The organism is Actinomadura sp. BRA 177 (assembly GCF_013372625.1).
Lineage (GTDB): Bacteria > Actinomycetota > Actinomycetes > Streptosporangiales > Streptosporangiaceae > Spirillospora.
Genome location: NZ_JABXFD010000241.1, coordinates 1 through 1,038 on the forward strand (window position 1 = coordinate 1; position 1,038 = coordinate 1,038).

The 1,038-nt window shown below is 78.7% G+C and carries 1 protein-coding gene and 1 pseudogene; both read left to right on the forward strand.

The features are described from left to right. Positions 1-332, forward strand: a pseudogene (locus tag HUX53_RS09540) (hypothetical protein); the annotation flags it as partial. After that, on the forward strand, positions 329-1,038 hold a 710-nt coding region (locus HUX53_RS09545), incomplete at its 3' end, for a DUF2064 domain-containing protein (protein WP_255205084.1). The pseudogene HUX53_RS09540 and the gene HUX53_RS09545, both read left to right, overlap by 4 nt.

The following is a 1,038-nucleotide window of genomic DNA, read 5'->3' on the forward strand; positions in this document are numbered from 1 at the left end:
TTTTGTTGATTGTGCTGGTGACCTGGTGCTCTCCCTCTACCCTCTTCGCCGGCAGCGTCAGATGGGTAAAAGAGACGGGCACCCGCCTGCACGACCTCGGCCCGATGCGCGCCGCCCGCCGCGCCGACCTGCTCGCCCTCGGCCTGCGCGACCGCCGGTTCGGCTACCCCCTGGAGATGGTGCTGCGCGCCGCCCGCGCCGGCTGGGCGGTCGGCGAGATCGACGTCGCCTACCGGCCCCGCACCGGCGCGTCGAAGGTCACCGGGACCCTCGGCGGGACGGTCCGCGCCGTCCGCGACATGCGCCGCGTCCTCGCCGAGGTCGCGCCATGACCGCCGCCGACTTCATCGTGATCGCCAAGGAGCCCGTGCCGGGGCGGGTCAAGACCCGCCTCACCCCCGCCTACACCCCGGCCGAGGCCGCCGCGCTCGCCGAGGCGGCCCTGCGCGACACCCTCACCGCCGTCGCCGCCGCCCCGGCCGGCCGCCGGACCCTCGCCCTCGACGGCGCGCCCGGCCCGTGGCTGCCCGCCGGGTTCACCGTTCTGGCCCAGCGCGGCGGCGGCCTGGACGAGCGGCTGGCCGCCGCGTTCGCCGACGCGTGGGCCGGCCGCCCCCTCGTCCTTCTCGGCATGGACACCCCGCAGGTCACCCCCGGCCTCCTCACCCGCGCCGCCCGGGACCTGGAACACCGCGACGCGGTGCTCGGGCCCGCCGCCGACGGCGGATTCTGGCTGCTCGGGCTGCGGCGCCCCGACGCGCGGCTGCTGCGCGGCGTCCCCATGTCGCGGCCCGACACCGGGACCGCCCAGCTCGCGCGGCGGCGACGGCGCGCACGGGAGCCGGTTCGCCGCCGCCCTGCGCGGCCTGGGCGCCAGGCCGGTCCCGGCATGATCGGCGAACTGTACGAGGAGGCGCTGCGGGGCCGCGGCCCGGTCGAGATCGAGCACGCCGACGGCCGCCGCCGCCCGCTGCCCGTCCAGGACTGGCTCGCGCCCCGCCCCGGCGACGCCGGCCTCCTGGACCGCTGCCGGGGCGG